A 16,533-nucleotide genomic window follows, 5' to 3' on the forward strand; every position below is an offset into this window, starting at 1 on the left:
TCGCATGATATGATTTTGGCTTAGTGAATGGGTTTTCTTATTTTCAATTAATCAACTAGGCATCAACCTATGAACATAGAAACAATCAGTTTTTTGAAGAAAAATGCCGCGAGCTTAACCCTCGATGAACCGATGATTATTACTCAAAATGGTGTACCTGCTTACGTTATCGAGTCGGTAGCGGATAGAAATCGACGTGATGAGGCGATAGCTTTACTCAAGCTAGTCAGTTTTGCAAAAAGCGATCAACAAAATGGCCGCACTATGTCATCAAGTGCATTCAAGGAACGCTTGGCGGGTCGTAAACTGGCTTTAAAGGATAATAAGTAGTATGTCTGTGGTAAAACTTGAATATACCAAGACATTTGAAGATACCGTAGATAGTGCTATATCTCACTATTCCCAATGGCATGACGAGATCACTATTATTGAGAGARTTGAGGCAGTTATTGAGGCATTTGAAGCATCTGTGACGCAAAATCCTTTGAGCCATGCATTATGTCAAGAGTTAGTTGAACTTGGCATTACTCAAGTAAGGCACGCGATAAAAGAGGATTTTAGAATACTGTACGAGGTTAGCTACATTAATGATGAGTCTCTTGTTACTGTGCTACTTTTTTTGAACCAACGACCAAGCATACAGAATCAACTGATCAATCATTGCTTGGTTTATAAGTAATTGCTTGCGGCAGTGAGAATCGAGGACGGTCTTTAGTCACGAGAATCTAGGATACTCACAAGCTGGCTTTAGACTCTAGCTGCGAAGCGCTCTAGCGTTCTTCGAACGTCGCTTTGCTAAGGATGTCGTCACGTTTTTCGCTATTTTGGTATGCGAGTTTTGTACTTTGGGTCACTCGGGTTTGTAAACATTTCATCAAAAGAAAATATTTATGTCATTAATGAGCATCATCAATACTTCGGCTTCAAGTCAATCACGTAACCGCTCGCAAACACTCGAAAAATTGTGGCAAGACTACGAAAAAAAACAATTAAGAAATAAACGTTATCAAACAAAATTAGAGGGTTTTTATCGCGAGTTCACCTCACAATTACTTGAAAAAGAGCAGGCCGTATGTGATGCCTCAGCCCAATGGGTGCGTCATTTATTGACTTTTGTGCCGCGTAAATCCATTAAAGGTCGCCAAAGGGAGGCGCTGCTAGAATGGATTGACGAAGAAATAAGTATTATTGAATCGAACCCGTTTAATCCTATCAATACTCACGAAATACGCGATAGCTTCACTAGCTTGCTTATGGCTTATCAAGCAACCTTGCCTAAGCAAGACATTGGTCAGCACGAGCTTGATGCTTTTCGTGAAGAGTTAGAATCTATGTTTGGCTTTGAGTTGGATATAGACGATGCGCAACTGTCTGAACTCATTGATGAACCGGCGAAGTTCCAGGCATTTTTTGAGCAAAAATTGGCTGAGCAGCACAATAAGGCTTTTGATGACGGCGACGCTGAAAATGCGTTTGAGCAAGATGAGGCTGAGTATGATGCCCAAGAGGATGATTTTTTCTTTGAATCGAGTCAACCAGAGCAAGCATTAAGCCTTGAGTTATTTAGCGATAAAACCATGACCAAATTGTATCGACAATTGGCGAATCAATTTCATCCCGATAAAGAGCCTGAACCTGCTAAAAAGGCGCTAAAAAAAGAGTTGATGCAGCAACTATCTCAAGCCAAGAAAAGCAAGGATGCTGTCGCCTTGCTGATGTTGGCCCTTGAATATCTACCAGAGTATAAGCTTGAAGCCGATGCAGATATGGTTAAACGTATTGAGGCTGCGTTGCAGGTTAAAATTAGTTTATTAAATCAAGATTATCAATCAATGCAGAATGGTAATGATATTAAAAGTATGATTTGGCAACGTTTTGGTAGTGGTTCAAAAGCATCACGCGCTAGGGAGTTGGCCCAATATGGTGATCATCTCACGATTGAAACTGAAGAGTTACTCGCAAAAGTGACTAAGATCAAAACAGTACAAGCGATACAAAAGGAATTAAACCAACGTAGCCAACGGGGGAGTTTTAACGACATTTTTGATTTTGCGATGTTTGATGACGAAACTCTTGATGAATTTTGGCAATACAAATAGCGCAATGATGATGCTTCGTAACGGCTAGGACGGCCTTCGGCCGCAAGTACGCAGCAAAAAGCACTGCTGCTAGGATGCCTTCGGCCCTAGGACGCTCGCCAGCTCGCTTTAGAACGCCACTACGTCGCTTTAGACTCTGGCAGCGAAGCGATAGCTTCTACGAACGCCGCTTTGCGGCTACGGAACGTCACTGCGTGACTTACGGATAACGGAGCGGGCTGTGCCCTGACAGTGAGTGAGCGCGCGAGCGTTCCGTAATCCTTCTCTTTTCTGTCATTCCCGCGAACGACTGTATGGTCAATTTTGTTCCATACAAAATATGACATTTCCACCCTCCATGGTAGTTAGATGCAGGAGGTACGAGCCCAGGGACGGGCGAAGGTAGAATAATGCAGGAGCAATTATCGAGAATAACGTAAGCGTCCGCCGAAGCACACCTTCATAACTTGACCATATGTCGCCATCCTTGTTCTTCTGAATCATAGGAGAACGATATGTTTGGTAACTGTAGTGGCTTGCACACATAATCCCTTCGGCGCGATTACATCCGCCAAACTGGGCTCACATTAGCTGATAATAAGCGGGACCACCGACTCACATTAACTGCCAATAAACAGCCATGATCCAACAAGCTCGTAGAGAGTCGAGATATGCTGTATCAGCGGACAAGCAACAAGGCCTTAATGTAGGCTAACTTTACATTTTTGGCGCGTTGGGCAAATTCGGTATGATTAAAACTGCTCCCTGAAGCCTTCGGCTATTTTCTCCAGTTGGTTCATTAAGCCGCTATCACGATCGGTATTATCGACATCATTCGGCTTGTTCTTATCCCAACGTTTAATGATGGCTATCAGTAGGTAACAATGGCTGTTGAAGAAGCCTGGACAATACACCAGAACATAACCGCTGGTCCGTTTGAATTGCACTAGCTTGAGCGGAAAACCTGCAGCTTTGAAATGCAGATGTTGTAATTCAAGATACGAGCGGTTATGGGTAAACAGGTAAGGAACGTCGCGGCCAAAGGTGGTAGGCAGGCCTTTACCTTCCTTATACACCCGAAAATCATCTACTAATGCTTTGGTAGCCAGCTCACCTAGGGCCTCTTTTAAATAGGGATGCGTAAATATGCGTACCGCCTTTACTTCCATTCCTCAAATTGTCACTTGGCACCTTGCTTCAGTTTGTTGGCCATCTGAGTAGAAACCTTATCCATGTTTAGATTGGCAGCAGTAAACTGGGCAGGGATGCTTTCCAATGTGGTGGTGCCACGTTGGGCAAACTCACAAAACGCCGTCATTTCTTCAAACAGTGACGCCGGTACCGCATAAAACTGGATTTGGTTATTAGATGACACCGCAATTGCATCTCCTTGGGCTTCGGCTAATGCAGCACTGGGGTTTGATTTGAACTTGCTGATCGGTGTGGTATAGCCACATAAAATTTTCTGTAACATCATAGCTCCATTTTCTACTGTTGCGACAGTTATACTAAGACCTAAGTATAGACCTAAATTTAGACCTATACCAGTATCGGATTATTCATCCATCAAGTTCAAATAAACGACGGATTTAGTGGTTACCTGCAAGTCGATGGTTACGCCGGTTATGCTAAAACCGATGCCGAACTCGTGGGCTGCTGGGCCCATGCTCGTCGTAAGTTCACAGAGGCTGAAATCGCTCAGCCTAAAGGCAAAACGGGCAAGGCAAACTGGGCTCTGAACCATATCCAGAAAATCTACAGAATCGAAACCTTGAATAAAGACTCAAGTCCCGAGGTTCGCCGCCAACAAAGGCAGCTGCACAGCCAACCCTTACTGGATGAGTTGCATCGTTGGCTGGAGAAATCACAACGCCATGTGCCACCTAAAAGCAGCTTTGGGAAGGCAATAACCTACTGCCTTAATCAATGGCCCAATTTGAACCGCTATCTTGAGGATGGGCGACTGAATATCGACAATAATCGCGCAGAGCGAGCCATAAAGCCGTTCGTCATTGGCCGTAAAAATTGGCTATTTGCCAATACGGCCAATGGAGCAAAAGCCAGTGCCATACTGTACAGCATGATAGAAACTGCCAAGGCTAATGGGCTTATGCCTTTTGACTATCTCATGTACTGCCTAGATCAGCTGTCACTCAAGCCAGAAAGCCTGGATCATTTGTTACCTTGGAATGCAAAACTAGGCTAGGTGCAGATCACCGGACGGATACTAACATTCAGTTTGGCTGATAAGCCAAACATGGCAATTTATCCTCAATCAGTGTAATGTAGTTTGATGTATACATTGTATGATGAGGTTTACCATGAGTGTCATGTCAGTGCGCTTATCCGATGAAATCGAGCAAAAGCTGGTACAGCTTGCCCAGTCAACTGGCAGAACTAAATCGTGGTTGGCCAGCCAAGCGATTCAGGATTATTTAGACCGGGAAGCTTGGCAAATTGCTGAAATCCAAGCCGCATTACGTGAAGCCGATGCCGGTGATTTTGTGCCAGAGAACGAGATGAATGCCAAGTTCCAGCGTTGGGGGAACAATGCGGGTTAAATGGTTGCGCAAGGCCGCGCAAAATCTTGAAGATGCGTATGATTATTTAGCCAAAGACAACCCCAAGGTCGCTCAAGCATTCGTGCAAGACGTTTACCGCTTAGTGAACTTATTGCCGGTGCAACCCGCCATGGGACGGGCTGGGCGCGTAGTTGGTACACGGGAACAGGTTATACAGGATTACCCGTTCATCATCCCGTACAGGGTTAAGCAAGATGAAATCCATATTCTACGGATATTCCACACGCGATTACGCTTACCTAGTCAGTGGTAAAAAAATTGATTTAATTGCAAAAAGTGCTACGAGCTCCTCAGAATTTTTTAAGCGGCTTTAGGCAAGAGTGATTCATTGACATCCTCCACCTCCTTTAGGGGGGGGAGGATGTCAATTCCAGCAGAACCTTCTTAGCTACACAATCCCACAATCCCAAAATCCCACAATCCCACAATCCCACAATCCCACAATCCCACAATCCCACAATCCCACAATCCCACAATCCCACAAATACCCGAGCATGAAGGAGAGTACACGCTTGCTCGCAGCAATATGGTAAAAATCAAAAAATTAATATATTTTCCCAAAAAGGGAAATTAATTATTGACTATCGTTTATGCGTTTCCCATAATGGGAAATATAGAAAAGGGGATTGCATGAGAGTTGTTTCAAGAGTCGCATTGCGGGAGTTTTGGGAGCAGCCCATTTATCAAGATAGTGAGCAACCTCTCAAGTCATGGTACGAGGAAGCTAAAAACGCTAACTGGCAAAATCCGCAAGACATAAAAGCGTTGTACCGCAACGCGAGTTTTGTTGGCAATAACAGGGTGGTATTCAACATCCACGGCAATAAGTACCGTCTTATTGTGGCCGTGAATTACAAGTTTGCAATGGTCTATGTTCGCTTTGTTGGTTCTCATGCTGAGTATGACAAAGTTGATGCAACCACAATTTAGGAGGTTTGCAATGCAAATTAAACCGATCAGAACCGTGGCTGATAATGAAGCAGCCTTAAAGCGTATTGAACAGCTTTTTGATGCTGAACCTAACACGCCAGAGGGTGATGAGCTGGAAGTGTTGATCACGCTGGTGAGCGCGTTTGAGGACGCTCATTTTCCAATTGAAACGCCAGATCCAATCGCGGCCATTCAGTTTCGCATGGAACAGCAAGGGCTTGTTGATGCCGATATGGTGCCGTTCCTTGGGCAACGTAGCCGAGTATCAGAAGTGCTAAACCGCCAACGTCGGCTTAGTCTGAACATGATCCGCAAGCTGAATGAGGGGCTTAAAATCCCTCTGCCTTGCTTGGTCAAAGAATACCAATTAGCTAAATAACGGAATGTCTATGACTACTCACAAGCATGGCGAATCGAGAAATCAGAGGGTAGAAAGTACCCAAGGCCAATTTGACATCCTCCACCTCCTTTATCGTCATCGGATGAGACTCAGCCTTTTCTTCTTTAAGTGAGCGATAGCGTCTCAATGGGTATTCAAATTTATATTCTTCTGCCGCGAGGCTTACCATGGAGACGATGAGCCACAGTAAGTTATTAATGCGACGGTTAGATAATTGACGGGTATTATCTGCTCTCACCATTTGCATTAACTGCTGACGATAAAAATCGACCTGCGATAGGGTGATCTCATTCATCAATGTATTGCCAAATTGTGGGATCAGATACTTATCTAAAACGTTTTGTATGGTGTTTCTATAGCTATTTTTCCACGTCGCCTTTTTGCGTTCAAACCACTGATAGGCAAAATCATTGAAAAATGGATATTCACGAGCAGGATGTTTCTCACGCTGCAACAGCTCAAATTGAGCGATTTTTTTACTTTTGGGGAAATAATCACGGTATTGGAAGCAGCCTAAGTCTATCTCTGCATTCATTTTTTTGAGTGTTGTCTTGGCAGTTGCAAGGTTTTTAGGTGTGGCCAGCATTTTTGTGCCTTTGCCTAGACGCTTACTCATTAACATTACTTTGATTTGGTATCTAACATCATATATTATTGCTGTGTTAACTATTCACACAAATAGGTGGAAACATGTCACGGACAACCAGTGTTACTATCGGATCACAGTTAGATGAATTTGTCAGTCAGCTTATTTCGTCAGGTCGCTATGGCTCGACAAGCGAAGTTGTTCGTTCTGCCTTACGACTATTAGAAAGACAAGAAAACCAGACGATAGCTTTGAAAATGGCGATTGAAGCTGGTGAGCAAAGTGGTGAATGCGCATTATCACTTCATGACATCGCTGCAATGGTGAAACAAAAGCACAATGTATAAACTTTCCAACCTTGCTGCCGAAGACTTTGAGCGAATTTTTGAATACACCCTATTGAACTTTGGTGTTAAGCAAGCGGATGACTATACGGTAAGTATGCATAATGCTTTGTTGGCAATCACTGAGCAGCCTCTAATGGGGCATGAGTGTCCAGAAATTGCTAAAGAACTTCGACGTCATAATCATCATAAACATGCGATTTTCTATAAAAAACAGACTTATGGGATCTACATCCTCCGCATCCTTCATCAACAAATGGAACCATTACGGCATTTTTATCCAGATACTGAGTGACTTCTCACCGCCCTATCGGGTGATGCTTTTTATTTCGTTAGCCGCTGCTCGATAGTATCGAAACTTACGCAGCTTCCATAAGCAGAAATGACCGTCCAGCCGCCTTTAATTCTAGAACTCTTGAATTGCTGGGTTGGCCGTATCTTGATGTTGATCCGCGAGCTATCAGCCAAGCACTCGATATTGCACCTTAATATGAAGTTATACATTGTATAACCCCATATTTGGTGGTAGCATGTTTAAACAATGTATCATGGTTGGTGAGGTTAATATGCAGACCAGTATCAAAAAATGGGGGAACTCTGCCGGAGCAATTATCCCTGCTGCCGTGCTGAAGAAGGCAGGGTTCGGTATGGGGGATCAAGTTGAAATAGAGGTTGTTCAGGGGTGTATTGTGATGAGCCCAGCAACCCCAATATTCACACTTGATGAGTTGCTAAGTGCCAGTCCAAAAGGGTCTTTTGAACTTGATTCAGAAGATACTCAATGGCTGAGTTCGTCACCTGTAGGCAAGGAAGAAATCTAATGAGTTACACCCCAAAACGAGGTGACATAGTGTGGATTGATTTTGACCCATCTGCGGGACACGAGCAGGCTCATCATCGTCCTGCGCTGGTACTTTCGCCTGAGCCGTTCAACAAGCAAATTCAACTTGCTTTAGTCGCACCAATAACATCTAGGGTTAGAGGTCATGGTTTCGAGGTTGCTGTTGATACCGATAAAACCAAAGGTGTTGTTTTGTGTCAACAAGTCAAGACGATTGACTACGCAGCAAGGGACGTCAAGTATATCGAAAAAGCTCCCGTTGCAGTGCTAAATGAAGTGCTCGCAAAAGTGCGAGTATTGGTCAGTTAAGAAGAGGAAATCAGATATGGCTCAACCCTCCTATACTCGTGATCAATGAAGATGCTTGATTTTCAGTGACATGAGGATTAAGGTCGCTGTCACGAGACTACTCCTGACCAAAAACAAGTCCTAGAGACCCTGCATGCTCAAACGCGTGACGGGCTTGTTTGTGACCGCATTAAAGCAGTACTTCTTGCATCCGAAGGCTGGACCGCGGCAATGATTTCTCAAGCATTACGGATAAATGAATCAACGGTCCGCCGTCACCTTGCCGATTACACCTTGTCAGAGAAGCTCAAGTCTGAAAATGTCGCGGTTCACAAAGCCTGTAATCTGTTGAGCAAACCGCAGAGTTAATTGCCCATTTAACTCAGACTCAGGCAACCAAAATCTCACACGGCTGGATATATACAGGGCAGGACAAAGCCAAAGAAACCAACGGCAGTCGTAGGCGGCGTAAACTGATTGTAAGCTTACGGCAGCATAGCTGAACTTAATCAACATAGTCTGATTTACTAAATTAGCGCGAGCATTCGCTGCTTTTTCATGGCATTTGGCGACCATCAATCTAGTTTTTGCTTTTCTTGATAGCTGACGCTGCTTACGTCTGAGGTTTTTCTCAGCACGCTTTACAAATCTTCGGTTGGCTATCTTTTTGCCATTCGATTCGATGGCGAAATGAAACAGCCCCAGATCAACACCTGTGACCTTGCTTGCAGTGTGAAGTAAAGTTGGTACTTCCACTCCATCATCAGTAAGAATTGATGCGTATGTCAAATTAACGTTTGGAGAAGAGAGAAAGGGATGCGCTCTTGTTCCAGTCGTAAGTTAGGTTGCCAATGGGCCTTGAGTCGTTGGTATAGCAGTTGCTCTGTCTCATTTAAGTTGGGGAGCTGTTCGGCTCTGTGGGCTGTGGCAGAAGGCTCGCTTCCCCACCAAGAGCGGCAGGCAAGTAGGGTTGCTTCATCCATTAGTAGAGAACGGGTACGCGGAAAATAGCTGCGTAGTTGCGATAACATGGCAAAGCCATGGCTGTCGATATCGCCCCAGTAGTGGATCTGGCAAGCGCCCAGCCAGGGCACCTCTTTGAGCAGTTGCACGCCATAACCCAGGCCGAAAATCACCAGTCCATTGCGTACCCCAGGAAATGCCAGGCCGTTGATCTTGTTCTCGGTAATAAAAACCCGATCCACCAGCAGGTCCAGCTTGGCGAAGTCGCGCACCGTCAAGGTGATGTCGCTGGCCCCGGCAAACTCGGCCGCCAGTTGCGGGTCAAGTAGACGAAAGCGGACCTGCGGTTCCTCGTAGCGCAGGCCAAAGCGCCGTTCGAAGCCGTGATCGCGCAAGCTGGTCACGGTCGGGTCAATCGCCTGCTCTGGTAGCAGCTGATCCAGCAGACTCTTCAGTATGCTTTTGTGTTGCTCGATAAATTTGGTATCGACGCCGGGTATGTCCAGTTGGCGCAGGTAGCAATCGGGGCGTGGGTGAGCACAGAAGTGGCGGCAGACGGCGATGAGCTCAGGCCAATGACCCGCCTGCTTTTCTAGTTGTGCCGGATTGTCCAGCAACCAGGCCTGCAGCGCCGGGAAGGCGGCGAGCAGCCGTGCGTGCTCATCGCAAAAGATCCGCCAAGCCTGTGCCTGCCCGACAAAGCGGGCCAAGGCGGCCATATCGGCAAACTCGACGGCAGCAGGCAGCCATTGGCGCCCCATGGTCGGGTAGTTGACCTCCTGCTGCTGCAACGTGATGCCGGGCAGATCGGTCAGTCCCTCCTGCAGGCGGGCGATCTGCTGGCGCAGGGCGGCAAAGTCGTGCAGCAGTGCTTTGTCGGTGGGGCGGGATAGTTTGATGGTGAGGGGGAACAGTGATTCCCCCTCAAGCCAGGCCCGATGCAGTCCATAACCTTGCCATTTCTTCAGTAGTTTCTGCTTGAGTGTCTTGAGTTCGATCATGGTCATGTCTCCACGGAACCATTCACGTCTGAAGCCTGCACCTCAGCAATCGGGACCTCAGAAACCAGCGTGCTGTAGCTGCCGAGAGCCTGATGTTGAGCCAGCCGTTGCCGATACTCCTCGATGGTCATGTTCAGCAGCATGGATCGATTCTGCTTCAGATCGACAAAGTGCACATGGCGGACATAGTGCTCGATGACATCGAGTTTTTGCAGGGGGGTGACCAGCAGCAGTTGCAGCCCCAGCTTCTTGAACAGCTCCAGCCCGAAGCGGGTGCTGTCTTTGGAGCCACGAGCGAAAGCTTCATCGATCACCACCAGATTGAAGCGGCGCTCGGCACGGGTCTGGGTAGTCTCGCTGCCGACCAGCCTGTATTGCAGCAAGATAGCGGCGGCCAGAATGGAGTAGGCCAGTTTCTCCTTCTGTCCCCCCGATTTACCACCGGAGTCGGAGTAACACTCCTTCTCGCTGCCATCCTCCCGGTAGCGTTCGATAACGTTGAACAAATGCCAGAAGCGCACATCGACGACCTTCTGGGTCCATTTTGCATCTTGTCGCATCTGCTCGATCAGTGACTTTACTTGTTCGAACTTCTGCTCCGAGTAGAGGTTGTCATCCAGCGTGTGCTCGACACACTGTTTGATACGCTGCTTGAACTCGCGGATCTCCACATCAGGGGAGGAGACGCTGTCAATCTCGATAAAAGTGCCGATCTGGTAGTCCAGTGCATACAGCGACTGGTTAATGAGCCGGATGCGGGCACTGATCTCCTCTTCATGTTTGTCGAGCTGGCTGCGAAACAGCGCCATGGCGCGGATGGTGTCGCGGTTAAGCATCTCCTTGAAACGCGCTTCGTGGCGTGGCAGATCCTCCTGCTGCAGTTGTTGGAGGATCTGTTGATATTCCTTCAATGCCGCCAGATTCTTGTCCAGTTCACTGGCATCGTTGGGAAAGCGGTAGTGGAAGGTGCTCATGGCATCGATCATTTGCCCCTCCTTCTTGCGCCGTTTCTCCTCCAGATGTTGCACCCGCTCGTTGAGTTTACCGCGCAGCAAGCTGGTCTGGTTAGTCAGCATGTCGAAGCGCAACCCGGCGCTGGCACCATACTCCTGATAGAACTGGGTCAGGGTCGCAAAACAGCGCTCGCGCAAGATCGGCGGGACGCTAGCCAGCAAGGCCTCTTTTTCCGTCAGGGCAAGGGTATCGGTCTCGATCTCACTCTGTTGTTGCCCCACGCTGGTTAGCAGGTTATCGCGCTCGCTCCCGAGCGCCTTGAAAGCTTGCTTGGCCAAGGTTAATTGTTGCTGCAGCGTCTGAAGCAGGTCCGAACTCTGCTCCAGTATCTGTACTTCTTGCTGCAGCCGTTCTATCTGCTCGCTAAAACGTGGCCAGTTAATCTGTTCAAACCCCAGATTGAAATCGGCCAGTCTTAACGCCTGATGACGAAGTTTGTCGAGCATGCTGCGGCGCTGCTCCTGTTGTTGCAGCTGCTGCTGGCGTTGTTGGATTTGCTGCTGCAACTGGCTGTACTGTTGGGCCAGCAGTAGGATCTTCTCCTTGTTGCTCCAGCCCAGCACATAGCGGCTCTTATCCTGCAGGGCGTGCCTGTCGTCTTTCTCATGACGTGAGGGGCCGGATTTGATCTGGCCGTTGATGGATAACGCCTTGTCGCTGCGGCGAAAGGTGGCCAGATCCTCGCAGCAGAGATAGTCAAAGCGTTGCAGCTCTTTGTGCAACCAGTCGTATTGCTCACAGGCCGGTTTTATCTCCAGCTTGCCCAGCAGCGAGCCAGGCGTCGCCGGGCTTGGCAGATAATCGGCAGGCTGGCGTACCCGGTAATAGACCAGGCGACTGCCCAGATGGGTTTTTTCCACCCATTCGCTGATCGTGGGGTAGAGTCGCTCCGGCACCAGCAGGCTCAGGGCAAAATTGTGCAGCACCCGCTCCATGGCCCCTTGCCAGGCGAGTTCCTTACCCTTGACCTGCAGTAGCTCACCGACAAAGGGGAGCTGGCTCTCATCTAACCCCAGTTCGGCACAGAGTCGCTCGCGTATGGCCAACTGCTGAGCGGGAATGTTGCTCTGGCGTTTCTTCAGGGCGGCGAGTTCGTCGCCCAGTTGCTGCAGTTGGGCGCTCTGCTGCCACTCCTGCTGCTTGAGCGTATCTCGCTGCTGCTCCAGTTGGGCCAACTCGCCCATCAGTGTCTCGGCCCTTTCCTTGGCGGCGGCCTGGTTGCTGACAAAGCAGTCGAGTTCCAGAGTATCCGGCAGGGCCAGGGCTTGGGTCAGATCGCGATAGTCTTTGTAGTGATGGCGAGCCGTGTCGCGCGCCTGACTCAGGCGGTGCATCTCCCCCTGCAGCTGTTGCAGGCGGCTACCGCCATTTTCCAGGATCTGTTGATGCAAGGTGGCAACCTGTTGCTCCTGCTCACCGAGCCTACGATCCAGGCTCTCGCGCTGCAGTTGTAGCTTGTCCAGGTTCTGGCGGCTGCGCTGCAGTCGCTTCTGATAGAGGGAGATGGCATGTTGTGCCATGAAGCCATCGGTCAGCTCCCGACACTGCTGGATATGCTGTTTCTCCTGTTCGGCCTGCAGCACGTTCTCCCCCAGTCGGCTGACAGGCTCCAGCAACTCGACCTTCTGGCGGGCTGCGACCACCGCATCATGCAGCCGCTTGAGATCGTCATAGTTGCGCTCCAATTCCTGGATCAGCCCCTCGACATCGGGCTGGGTCAGCATGTTCTGGCGTACGAAGTCAGTGACCGAGCCCACGGACTTCATCGAGATGGTCTGATTGAAGAGATCCAGCGCCTTGCCATCGTTACCCAGTCCCAGCGCCTTGCAAAAGGCTTGCTGATAGGGGCCAAAGCTGTCGAACAGCTCGCAGCCACCCTGCTGTTTTAGTTGCTTTTTCAGTCCGGCTATCTTGTCACCAAAGCCGCTGAAGTGGTTGGCGATGGTAAGGGGCTGCTCGGCCACCAGAAACAGTCGCTTGACCCGCTTCTCTGCGGGTGGCAGCCAGCATACCTGGGCCAGGGTCACGCTCTGTTGCAGGGCGGCGGAGTGGAACTGGGCCAGCAGAACGCTGTAGTGATCCTTGCCGCGCAGGCCGACCGGACGCGCCTTGCCATAGTCATCCTGCTGGGAGGTATAGAAGCCATGGAAGTAGGACTCCAGCGAGCGTTCCTTCTCCTCGGCGCCTGCCGCCTTGTTGAAGGCCAGCTTGCGGGTGGGAACCAGCAGGGTGGTGAGACCGTCCACCAGTGTCGATTTGCCACTGCCGATGTTGCCGGTCAGCAGGCTGTTGTCGCCCTCTACGGCCAGATGCCAGATTTGCTGATCGAAGGTGCCCCAGTTGAACACCTCGAAACGCATCAGGCGAAAGCCCTGCAGGGCCTGGTTTGGCAGGCTGTGCTTGGCTGAGATTTGCGCGTTCAGCTCACTATTCACTCGGTGTTCTCCTCGTTGTACTCTTCAGCGTTCTCTGTCGTATTCCCGGCGACAGCCAGTTTTTGCGCTAGTAGCTGGTTGAATTCCACTATCTGTTCGGCGGTGACAAAGGCCTTGAGAATGCGCGGCACCTCGAAGTCATCCGGATGCTTGGGTAGCATTGAGAGGAAGCCCATCTCATCGCATTTTTTGATCAGCGCATCCAGCTCGCGGCGTTGCTTTACCTCATTACCCACCTCGGGGTAGTAGGGTAACAACCACTGGTGGATCTCCTGCCGGGTGACGATGAGGCGGGGCGCACTCTCTGCGCTGTCGTGCTCGGCCAGCCGCTTGCGCAGGCAGACCAATAGCAGTGTCTGGCCAAAGCTCAGGTTACGGCGGCTGATCAGGCGTGGTAACTCCTGACCGGACTCTTCTTCCGCGCTCTCGGGCTGCTTCAAGAAGGCGTACCCTTCGGCCTCGTCGATCAGCAAGGAGAGGCCAATCTGCTGGAAGTAGTCGCGGATGCTGTGTTGTTCGCGCAGTAATACCTGCCAGAGATCCCGTTGCCGATGCAGATAGAGAGGGCCCTTGAGCAGCCGGATGAGCACGGCAGACTTGTCCCGTTGGGCATCCGCCCCCAGTGCGCTTGTTTCATGGATGGTCGACATGGTTACAGCTCCCTGACAAAGGTGATGGCTGGAATGCGCAATATCCGCCAGAGTTCAGGCTCGGCCTGCCAGCGGATCTGTTGTTCCCGGGTGGTGTCGATGTGAGCAGGCAGCGTTTGCTCGCAGGCCAGCTTGATATAGGTGAGCACCTCATCCAAGCCATGGCGTATCGGGTAGTGTTCGATGACCTGGGCCAGGCTCACCTGACCTTGATAGTCACTCAGACAACGTTGGATGTGGCGTTGCAACTGCTGTTCGTCGATATGGCTCACCTCGAACAGGGTACGCAGATCCACTTCTGCCTGTGGCACGGCTTCGGCTACCGAGTTATTGAACTGTTCGCTCTGCGGCGGATGGTAGAGACCGCGACTCAGCAGTACAGAGAGCGTGGCCTGTTGCTCTGACACAGAGGCAAAATCCGGATAGCTGCGGCTATCAAGCCCTTCCAAGCGATGCGCCTGTGCCTCGAAGTCGCGGATCAGTTCCAAAATGCGTTTATTGTCCTGGGATTGCTCTTGGATGTAACGGCGCAACTGGTCGGTGATCTGCTGGCGGGTGATGTTCACCTTGGTTCCCGCATCCAGCAGGTAACTGTAGAGATGGCTGAGCAGGGTGTCCTGTTGCACCAGATTTCTCGCCTCTTCATGTTCTAGCAGTGACTGCAGGTTCTGGCGCATGGCACTGCGCATCTGTGGCGTCATCAGTAGCTCGAAGAAGGCGCTGAAGGACAGTCCTTCGTCCGAGTTGTCGATGACATCCTGATCGCCAAACACCTGATCCAGTACCAGTCCCTTATGCAGGCCACTCTGGGTGATGGTCTTGCGTGTCTCCTTGTCCAGACTGCGGAAGTTGGCTTCCACTTGGCGAAAATCCCCCAGCAGTTGGCGCGAGAGATCGCCCAGAAAAAACAGCCGTTCGCGGATCTGGGTCGCTGACATCCCCGTATCCTGTCCCTGCTCGACGGCACAGATGGCCTGCTCAATCTCGGCCTTGCGAGCGCTCAGGGTGGCGAGCTTGGATGCACTGTCTTCAGTGGTGCCGTGGACCAGCTCTCCGATCAGATCGAGCAACAGTTTGAGCCGTGACTCGGTGCCGACAAACCGGCGCCCCTGCATCTCCTCGATCCAGCGCAGGGCTTTTTCGATCTCGGGCAACAGGTCGCACTCGGGTTCATCGCTCTGCAGTGGCAGGTATTTGCGCAGATAGCCGCCCCGGCTGTTGATCCAGTCGTCGACATAGGCGCGGGCACTCTTGGGAAACAGCTCGGGACCATGGCTGTCGGCAATGTCCTGCAGATGATGTTCCAGTGCGTCGATCAGTTCCTGATAGGGGATGGCACGGCGGTTTTTAGCCAGAAAGGCCCGATGCAGAAAGCTGGCGAGCAGGGCAAAGTGAGGGGAGCGCAACAGACGCAGCGCCAAGCTTTGCTCCTTGAACTGCTCCAGAAACTCAAAGCTCAGATCCTGATTCATGGGGCAACTCCAGGCAGCAGGCGGCAGTTGGTCAGTGTGGCGACTACGTCATGGTTGGCCAGTCTGAGCGGATGGGAACGGGGATCGAGCCGGGCATCTGGTGAGCAGTCGACTCGCCACTGTTGCAACAAGTAACCCACCAGCGCCTCGCGCACTGTCAGCGTTAATTGTCCATCGGTCATGCCATAGTCCAAGGCTATGGCTTCTGGGTGGACAAGCGCGGGGTGGGGGACGAGTGTCAGCGTCATCTGTCGCTGCCAGGCGAGATCTGCCTCGCGCTGTTCTGTGTTTGGGGCTTGCGCCAATTCGTGCACTTGCAGCAGGCGGGTGGTGACGAAGTCGCGAAACTCACCATGCCGCCGGTCGTAGGCGCGGACATGCCAACGGTGGCCGTTGTTAACCAAGACATGGGGGACCAGCTCACGCTCTGTCTCACCGGAACTTAAGGAGTGATAGCGCACGCTGATGGCCCGCCGCTGCGTGATGGCGCGCATCAGGGTGGCTATGGTGTTGCTGTCTGGATGGATGAGGCGGATGGCATCTACACAGTGTTCGCCGGGTGGCGAGATCTGTTTTACGCCTTCACCCATACCCTGGCTCAGGCGGCTGAGCAGGGTTTCCGGCTCATGGTTAAACAGCGGTACAAATTTTTGCGTTATGTGATAGCGCTTGGTTTGGTGTTTGAACTCTAGGTTTTCCGGAGCCAGTTCACGGTATAGCGCCAAATCCCGGGTACAGGAGGCAGATCCGACCGCAAACTGGCGTAGCAGATCGGTTTTGCTCACCTCGCCAAAGTAGTAGAGGCAGAAGTCTATAAACTCCAAGCGGTTACGTTGAGCATGAGGATAGAGATGAAAATCACCAAGTCTTGACATAGGACTTCTCATTTTGCTTTAGTGCGCTTTATAGTATATGGCTAATCAAAATGATGCAATCATTTTGATTAGAT

The 16,533-nt window shown here is 50.3% G+C and carries 20 protein-coding genes and 3 pseudogenes; 13 read left to right on the plus strand and 10 right to left on the minus strand.

What is annotated here, in order from left to right:
* The first annotated feature begins 69 nt into the window (after positions 1-69).
* The 3 genes from L5M38_RS18340 (at position 70) to L5M38_RS18350 (ending at position 2,099) form a co-directional block, all read left to right on the plus strand.
* Complete coding sequence (locus tag L5M38_RS18340; protein ID WP_115017884.1) at positions 70-330, plus strand: type II toxin-antitoxin system Phd/YefM family antitoxin; 261 nt, start codon at positions 70-72, stop codon at positions 328-330.
* Position 331: 1 nt separating this feature from the next.
* Complete coding sequence (locus L5M38_RS18345; protein ID WP_263179926.1) at positions 332-679, plus strand: type II toxin-antitoxin system RelE/ParE family toxin; 348 nt, start codon at positions 332-334, stop codon at positions 677-679.
* 211 nt (positions 680-890) lie between these two features.
* The gene (locus tag L5M38_RS18350; protein WP_263179927.1) at positions 891-2,099 is read left to right on the plus strand and encodes a J domain-containing protein; all 1,209 of its coding nucleotides are present in this window, start codon (positions 891-893) and stop codon (positions 2,097-2,099) included.
* A gap of 119 nt (positions 2,100-2,218) precedes the next feature.
* Here the strand turns inward: L5M38_RS18350 and L5M38_RS18355 are convergent, their stop codons facing one another.
* From L5M38_RS18355 to L5M38_RS18365, 3 genes are all read right to left on the minus strand, one after another.
* Complete coding sequence (locus L5M38_RS18355; protein WP_263179928.1) at positions 2,219-2,425, minus strand: hypothetical protein; 207 nt, start codon at positions 2,423-2,425, stop codon at positions 2,219-2,221.
* A gap of 405 nt (positions 2,426-2,830) precedes the next feature.
* Positions 2,831-3,247, minus strand: coding sequence for a type II toxin-antitoxin system YafO family toxin (locus L5M38_RS18360; RefSeq protein WP_069453197.1), 417 nt, complete (start codon positions 3,245-3,247; stop codon positions 2,831-2,833).
* A gap of 11 nt (positions 3,248-3,258) precedes the next feature.
* Entirely contained in the window at positions 3,259-3,552 is a 294-nt protein-coding gene (locus L5M38_RS18365; RefSeq protein ID WP_086904668.1) for an antitoxin of toxin-antitoxin stability system, read from the minus strand.
* A gap of 90 nt (positions 3,553-3,642) precedes the next feature.
* Here L5M38_RS18365 and tnpC point away from each other — a divergent pair.
* From tnpC to L5M38_RS18390, 5 genes and pseudogenes are all read left to right on the plus strand, one after another.
* Positions 3,643-4,284 (plus strand): annotated as a pseudogene (tnpC, locus tag L5M38_RS18370) (IS66 family transposase); the annotation flags it as partial.
* Between the two features lie 115 nt (positions 4,285-4,399).
* Positions 4,400-4,639, plus strand: coding sequence for a CopG family ribbon-helix-helix protein (locus L5M38_RS18375; RefSeq protein WP_069453195.1), 240 nt, complete (start codon positions 4,400-4,402; stop codon positions 4,637-4,639).
* Positions 4,629-4,913, plus strand: coding sequence for a type II toxin-antitoxin system RelE/ParE family toxin (locus L5M38_RS18380; RefSeq protein ID WP_069453194.1), 285 nt, complete (start codon positions 4,629-4,631; stop codon positions 4,911-4,913). Before L5M38_RS18375 ends, L5M38_RS18380 begins: the two co-directional genes overlap by 11 nt.
* A gap of 377 nt (positions 4,914-5,290) precedes the next feature.
* Positions 5,291-5,590: a type II toxin-antitoxin system HigB family toxin gene (locus L5M38_RS18385; protein ID WP_014610937.1), complete on the plus strand. Its 300-nt coding sequence runs from the start codon at positions 5,291-5,293 to the stop codon at positions 5,588-5,590.
* A gap of 10 nt (positions 5,591-5,600) precedes the next feature.
* On the plus strand, positions 5,601-5,969 hold the full coding sequence (locus tag L5M38_RS18390) for a type II toxin-antitoxin system HigA family antitoxin (protein WP_014610936.1): 369 nt from the start codon (positions 5,601-5,603) through the stop codon (positions 5,967-5,969).
* Here L5M38_RS18390 and L5M38_RS18395 read toward each other — a convergent pair.
* Positions 5,962-6,660: an Arm DNA-binding domain-containing protein gene (locus L5M38_RS18395; protein ID WP_317630252.1), complete on the minus strand. Its 699-nt coding sequence runs from the start codon at positions 6,658-6,660 to the stop codon at positions 5,962-5,964. The genes L5M38_RS18390 and L5M38_RS18395 overlap by 8 nt on opposite strands.
* Positions 6,661-6,680: 20 nt before the next feature.
* On the opposite strand from L5M38_RS18395, the gene L5M38_RS18400 reads away from it, so the two are divergent.
* The 5 genes and pseudogenes from L5M38_RS18400 to L5M38_RS18420 all read left to right on the plus strand — a co-directional run.
* The gene (locus tag L5M38_RS18400; protein ID WP_014610908.1) at positions 6,681-6,923 is read left to right on the plus strand and encodes a type II toxin-antitoxin system ParD family antitoxin; all 243 of its coding nucleotides are present in this window, start codon (positions 6,681-6,683) and stop codon (positions 6,921-6,923) included.
* Complete coding sequence (locus L5M38_RS18405; RefSeq protein ID WP_014610935.1) at positions 6,916-7,215, plus strand: type II toxin-antitoxin system RelE/ParE family toxin; 300 nt, start codon at positions 6,916-6,918, stop codon at positions 7,213-7,215. The genes L5M38_RS18400 and L5M38_RS18405 overlap by 8 nt, the downstream gene beginning before the upstream one ends.
* A gap of 235 nt (positions 7,216-7,450) precedes the next feature.
* Positions 7,451-7,741 (plus strand): AbrB/MazE/SpoVT family DNA-binding domain-containing protein, encoded by a 291-nt coding sequence (locus L5M38_RS18410; protein ID WP_220777345.1) that lies wholly within the window; start codon positions 7,451-7,453, stop codon positions 7,739-7,741.
* Positions 7,741-8,070 (plus strand): type II toxin-antitoxin system PemK/MazF family toxin, encoded by a 330-nt coding sequence (locus L5M38_RS18415; RefSeq protein ID WP_014610905.1) that lies wholly within the window; start codon positions 7,741-7,743, stop codon positions 8,068-8,070. Before L5M38_RS18410 ends, L5M38_RS18415 begins: the two co-directional genes overlap by 1 nt.
* Positions 8,071-8,199: 129 nt before the next feature.
* Positions 8,200-8,537, plus strand: a pseudogene (locus L5M38_RS18420) (helix-turn-helix domain-containing protein); the annotation flags it as partial.
* 40 nt (positions 8,538-8,577) lie between these two features.
* Here L5M38_RS18420 and L5M38_RS18425 read toward each other — a convergent pair.
* The 6 genes and pseudogenes from L5M38_RS18425 to L5M38_RS18450 form a co-directional block, all read right to left on the minus strand.
* Positions 8,578-8,805, minus strand: a pseudogene (locus tag L5M38_RS18425) (transposase); the annotation flags it as partial.
* Positions 8,806-8,834: 29 nt separating this feature from the next.
* Positions 8,835-10,013 carry a Wadjet anti-phage system protein JetD domain-containing protein gene (locus L5M38_RS18430; RefSeq protein WP_069453191.1) on the minus strand — a complete coding sequence of 393 codons (1,179 nt, stop codon included), beginning with the start codon at positions 10,011-10,013 and terminating at the stop codon, positions 8,835-8,837.
* Between the two features lie 2 nt (positions 10,014-10,015).
* Positions 10,016-13,462: an ATP-binding protein gene (locus L5M38_RS18435; protein WP_263179933.1), complete on the minus strand. Its 3,447-nt coding sequence runs from the start codon at positions 13,460-13,462 to the stop codon at positions 10,016-10,018.
* Positions 13,459-14,112 carry a DUF4194 domain-containing protein gene (locus L5M38_RS18440; protein WP_088585322.1) on the minus strand — a complete coding sequence of 218 codons (654 nt, stop codon included), beginning with the start codon at positions 14,110-14,112 and terminating at the stop codon, positions 13,459-13,461. Before L5M38_RS18440 ends, L5M38_RS18435 begins: the two co-directional genes overlap by 4 nt.
* A 2-nt stretch (positions 14,113-14,114) precedes the next feature.
* Positions 14,115-15,584 (minus strand): DUF3375 domain-containing protein, encoded by a 1,470-nt coding sequence (locus L5M38_RS18445; RefSeq protein ID WP_263179935.1) that lies wholly within the window; start codon positions 15,582-15,584, stop codon positions 14,115-14,117.
* Positions 15,581-16,459 (minus strand): helix-turn-helix transcriptional regulator, encoded by an 879-nt coding sequence (locus tag L5M38_RS18450; RefSeq protein WP_261762700.1) that lies wholly within the window; start codon positions 16,457-16,459, stop codon positions 15,581-15,583. The genes L5M38_RS18445 and L5M38_RS18450 overlap by 4 nt, the downstream gene beginning before the upstream one ends.
* Between the last annotated feature and the right edge of the window lie 74 nt (positions 16,460-16,533).

The organism is Shewanella sp. SM101, assembly GCF_025654465.1.
In the GTDB taxonomy this organism is placed as follows: Bacteria; Pseudomonadota; Gammaproteobacteria; order Enterobacterales; family Shewanellaceae; genus Shewanella; species Shewanella oncorhynchi.

Excerpts from the sequence above, each read along its gene's own strand:
- L5M38_RS18350 (WP_263179927.1), top strand. The coding sequence starts at position 891 with ATGTCATTAATGAGCATCATCAATACTTCGGCTTCAAGTCAATCACGT.
- L5M38_RS18430 (WP_069453191.1), bottom strand. The coding sequence starts at position 10,013 with ATGATCGAACTCAAGACACTCAAGCAGAAACTACTGAAGAAATGGCAA.
- L5M38_RS18405 (WP_014610935.1), top strand. The coding sequence starts at position 6,916 with ATGTATAAACTTTCCAACCTTGCTGCCGAAGACTTTGAGCGAATTTTT.
- L5M38_RS18380 (WP_069453194.1), top strand. The coding sequence starts at position 4,629 with ATGCGGGTTAAATGGTTGCGCAAGGCCGCGCAAAATCTTGAAGATGCG.
- L5M38_RS18440 (WP_088585322.1), bottom strand. The coding sequence starts at position 14,112 with ATGTCGACCATCCATGAAACAAGCGCACTGGGGGCGGATGCCCAACGG.
- L5M38_RS18375 (WP_069453195.1), top strand. The coding sequence starts at position 4,400 with ATGAGTGTCATGTCAGTGCGCTTATCCGATGAAATCGAGCAAAAGCTG.
- L5M38_RS18355 (WP_263179928.1), bottom strand. The coding sequence starts at position 2,425 with ATGTCATATTTTGTATGGAACAAAATTGACCATACAGTCGTTCGCGGG.
- L5M38_RS18400 (WP_014610908.1), top strand. The coding sequence starts at position 6,681 with ATGTCACGGACAACCAGTGTTACTATCGGATCACAGTTAGATGAATTT.
- L5M38_RS18390 (WP_014610936.1), top strand. The coding sequence starts at position 5,601 with ATGCAAATTAAACCGATCAGAACCGTGGCTGATAATGAAGCAGCCTTA.
- L5M38_RS18415 (WP_014610905.1), top strand. The coding sequence starts at position 7,741 with ATGAGTTACACCCCAAAACGAGGTGACATAGTGTGGATTGATTTTGAC.
- L5M38_RS18385 (WP_014610937.1), top strand. The coding sequence starts at position 5,291 with ATGAGAGTTGTTTCAAGAGTCGCATTGCGGGAGTTTTGGGAGCAGCCC.
- L5M38_RS18450 (WP_261762700.1), bottom strand. The coding sequence starts at position 16,459 with ATGTCAAGACTTGGTGATTTTCATCTCTATCCTCATGCTCAACGTAAC.
- L5M38_RS18340 (WP_115017884.1), top strand. The coding sequence starts at position 70 with ATGAACATAGAAACAATCAGTTTTTTGAAGAAAAATGCCGCGAGCTTA.
- L5M38_RS18410 (WP_220777345.1), top strand. The coding sequence starts at position 7,451 with ATGTTTAAACAATGTATCATGGTTGGTGAGGTTAATATGCAGACCAGT.
- L5M38_RS18365 (WP_086904668.1), bottom strand. The coding sequence starts at position 3,552 with ATGTTACAGAAAATTTTATGTGGCTATACCACACCGATCAGCAAGTTC.
- L5M38_RS18445 (WP_263179935.1), bottom strand. The coding sequence starts at position 15,584 with ATGAATCAGGATCTGAGCTTTGAGTTTCTGGAGCAGTTCAAGGAGCAA.
- L5M38_RS18360 (WP_069453197.1), bottom strand. The coding sequence starts at position 3,247 with ATGGAAGTAAAGGCGGTACGCATATTTACGCATCCCTATTTAAAAGAG.